Genomic DNA, 2,212 nt, shown 5'->3' with positions numbered 1-2,212 from the left:
GTGACACTGCTGCAGCCAGGCCGAGCATGGCTGACCAAGAGGCCAGCTGCTGGTGGGCCTGGGCGTGCTCGAAGGCTGCCTTAGCGTAAGGTCGGGCCAACGTGGTCAGTTCTGCCATGATCACCCTCGCGGGGCGCCGCCACCTGCACGAACTCGATCAACAGCTATTGGCCCTGAATGCCTCCCCCGGTGGCGCCGCCGACCTGTTGGCCGCCTGCCTGTTTATCGACCGCCTCGACGGAGCGTTTTGATGGAAACTTTATCCTTTGAATTCCCCGCCGGGCAGCCGCCCAAAGGCCGCGCGCTGGTGGGGTGTGTCGGTTCGGGCGACCTCGAAGTGCTGCTGGAGCCGGGCGCGCCCGGCATCCTGACCATTCAGGTGCAGACCTCGGTGAATGGCGCCGAACAACGCTGGCAGCACCTGTTTGAGCGGATCTTCCTGGAGCAGATGCCGCCAGCCTTGCACATTGATATCCACGACTTCGGCGCCACCCCCGGCGTGGTGCGCCTGCGCCTGGAGCAGGGTTTCGAGGAGATCGGCCATGACTGACTTGCTCAGCAAACACAGCTTCGTCGAACTGGGCGCACGGCAGCGGGCCAAGGCCTTGTTGGACGCGGGCTCTTACCGTGAACTGATCGACCCGTTTCAGCGAGTCATGTCGCCCTGGCTCAGCCTTCAGGGCGTGGTGCCCCAGGCCGATGACGGCGTGGTGATCGGCAAAGGCCGCATCGCCGGTAAGCCGGTGGTGATCGCCGCGATCGAAGGCAACTTCCAGGGCGGCAGCCTCGGTGAAGTCGGCGGCGCAAAAATCGCCGGCGCCCTTGAACTGGCGGCCGAAGACAACCGCAACGGCATCCCGACCTGCGCCGTGCTGCTGCTGGAAACCGGTGGCGTGCGCCTGCAGGAAGCCAACCTGGGCCTGGCGGCGATTGCCGATATTCACGCCGCGATTGTCGATCTGCGCCAGTATCAGCCGGTGATCGGTGTGGTGGCGGGCAGCGTCGGTTGCTTTGGCGGCATGTCCATCGCCGCCGGGCTGTGCAGCTACCTGGTGGTGACCCGCGAAGCGCGGCTGGGCCTGAACGGTCCGCAGGTGATCGAGCAGGAAGCCGGCCTGGACGAGTACGATTCCCGCGACCGGCCCTTTATCTGGAGCCTGACCGGCGGCGAGCAACGCTTCAACAGCGGCTTGGCCGACCGTTACGCGGCGGACGATGTCGCGCAGATTCAGCAGACCGTCAGCGCGTTGTTGCAGCTCGGCTTGCCCGCCCAACAACGCAGCCGCCGCGCCGACTTCTACCTGGCACGCCTGGCTGAACTGGACGCCGAACCGCAAATCGACCCGGCGACGGTTCGCGATCTGTATCAGGGAGAACGCTCATGAGAGGTTTGCAATGGTTCAACGCATTGACTGCCGGCGCCCAACCCGTGGAAGGGTTGCCGAACTCGCTGAAAGTCGCCGATGGCGTATTGGGTGAACACCAGGTGCGCTTTATCGCCGTGGTCCCCGACGCGCAAAACCGCTTCCCCCGCGCACGCAACGGCGAAGTCGGCTTGCTCGAAGGCTGGGGCTTGGCCAAAGCCGTGGATGAAGCCATCGCGACGGGCGACAAACGCCCACTGATCGCCATCGTCGATGTGCCGAGCCAAGCCTACGGCCGTCGCGAAGAAGCCCTCGGCATTCATCAAGCCCTGGCGGCTGCCGTCGACAGCTACGCCCGCGCCCGTCTGGCCGGGCACCCGGTGATCGGGTTGTTGGTGGGCAAGGCCATGTCCGGTGCGTTCCTCGCCCACGGTTACCAGGCCAACCGCTTGATCGCCTTGCGCGATCCCGGCGTGATGGTACACGCCATGGGCAAGGCCTCGGCGGCGCGGGTGACCCTGCGCAGTGTCGAAGAGCTCGAAGCCCTGGCCGCCAGCGTGCCGCCGATGGCCTATGACATCGACAGTTATGCCAGCCTCGGTTTGCTCTGGGAGACCTTGTCGGTCAGCCAGATTGAACAGCCGACGAAGGACGATGTGGCGCGGGTCAGCGATTGCCTGGTGAATGCGATCAAGGATGTCGATGGCCGTGATTTGAGCGGTCGCCTCGGCGCCACCAATCGTGCTGCCTCCAGCCATGTCCGCCAACTGCTGCGGGCGCAATGGTGAACGCTCACGACTTGCTCTGGGGCATGACCCCGGCGCACGCCCCTGCCGATGCGCCGGCCT

General features: G+C 65.5%; 4 protein-coding genes and 2 pseudogenes. 5 read left to right on the top strand and 1 reads right to left on the bottom strand.

The window, feature by feature from the left end; translation table 11 throughout:
- Positions 1 to 118 (bottom strand): F0F1 ATP synthase subunit delta (locus L9Z73_RS29510; protein ID WP_247408416.1); only part of this gene is annotated, 118 nt, incomplete at its 3' end.
- A gap of 4 nt (positions 119 to 122) precedes the next feature.
- Here L9Z73_RS29510 and L9Z73_RS29505 point away from each other — a divergent pair.
- The 5 genes and pseudogenes from L9Z73_RS29505 to L9Z73_RS29485 form a co-directional block, all read left to right on the top strand.
- A pseudogene (locus tag L9Z73_RS29505) lies at positions 123 to 251 on the top strand (triphosphoribosyl-dephospho-CoA synthase); the annotation flags it as partial.
- Positions 251 to 550, top strand: coding sequence for a malonate decarboxylase subunit delta (locus tag L9Z73_RS29500; RefSeq protein WP_247408414.1), 300 nt, complete (start codon positions 251 to 253; stop codon positions 548 to 550). The pseudogene L9Z73_RS29505 and the gene L9Z73_RS29500, both read left to right, overlap by 1 nt.
- Positions 543 to 1,385 (top strand): biotin-independent malonate decarboxylase subunit beta, encoded by an 843-nt coding sequence (locus L9Z73_RS29495; RefSeq protein ID WP_247408412.1) that lies wholly within the window; start codon positions 543 to 545, stop codon positions 1,383 to 1,385. Before L9Z73_RS29500 ends, L9Z73_RS29495 begins: the two co-directional genes overlap by 8 nt.
- On the top strand, positions 1,382 to 2,152 hold the full coding sequence (mdcE, locus tag L9Z73_RS29490) for a biotin-independent malonate decarboxylase subunit gamma (protein ID WP_247408410.1): 771 nt from the start codon (positions 1,382 to 1,384) through the stop codon (positions 2,150 to 2,152). The genes L9Z73_RS29495 and mdcE overlap by 4 nt, the downstream gene beginning before the upstream one ends.
- Positions 2,146 to 2,212 (top strand): annotated as a pseudogene (locus L9Z73_RS29485) (malonate decarboxylase holo-ACP synthase); the annotation flags it as partial. The gene mdcE and the pseudogene L9Z73_RS29485, both read left to right, overlap by 7 nt.

Source organism: Pseudomonas emilianonis (genome assembly GCF_023072625.1).
GTDB lineage: Bacteria > Pseudomonadota > Gammaproteobacteria > Pseudomonadales > Pseudomonadaceae > Aquipseudomonas > Aquipseudomonas paraveronii.
The sequence above is the reverse complement of the archived record's forward strand: the minus strand, read 5'-3'. Positions and strand labels throughout refer to the sequence as shown.

Excerpts from the sequence above, each read along its gene's own strand:
- mdcE (WP_247408410.1), top strand. The coding sequence starts at position 1,382 with ATGAGAGGTTTGCAATGGTTCAACGCATTGACTGCCGGCGCCCAACCC.
- L9Z73_RS29500 (WP_247408414.1), top strand. The coding sequence starts at position 251 with ATGGAAACTTTATCCTTTGAATTCCCCGCCGGGCAGCCGCCCAAAGGC.
- L9Z73_RS29495 (WP_247408412.1), top strand. The coding sequence starts at position 543 with ATGACTGACTTGCTCAGCAAACACAGCTTCGTCGAACTGGGCGCACGG.